Raw genomic sequence first — 281 nt, 5'->3', positions numbered from 1 at the left:
ATGGCCAAAGAGAAGTTTAACCGGAGCAAGCCGCACTGCAACATCGGCACCATTGGTCACGTTGACCATGGCAAGACGTCGCTGACGGCTGCGATCACGAAGGTTCTTGCGGAGACGGGCGGGGCGACGTTCACGGCGTACGACCAGATCGACAAGGCACCTGAAGAGAAGGCACGCGGGATCACGATCTCGACGGCTCACGTTGAGTACGAGACGGCGAACCGCCACTATGCCCACGTGGATTGCCCCGGCCACGCCGACTATGTGAAGAACATGATCAC

The 281-nt window shown here is 59.4% G+C and carries 1 protein-coding gene; it reads left to right on the top strand.

Annotated features, from left to right (window positions below):
• Nucleotides 1–281 (top strand): GTP-binding protein (locus V5F77_RS29320; protein WP_429008542.1); only part of this gene is annotated, 281 nt, incomplete at its 3' end.

It is taken from the genome of Roseixanthobacter psychrophilus (genome assembly GCF_043195195.1).
In the GTDB taxonomy this organism is placed as follows: Bacteria; Pseudomonadota; Alphaproteobacteria; order Rhizobiales; family Xanthobacteraceae; genus NCEH01.
This window is presented reverse-complemented; position numbering and strand designations above follow the sequence as displayed.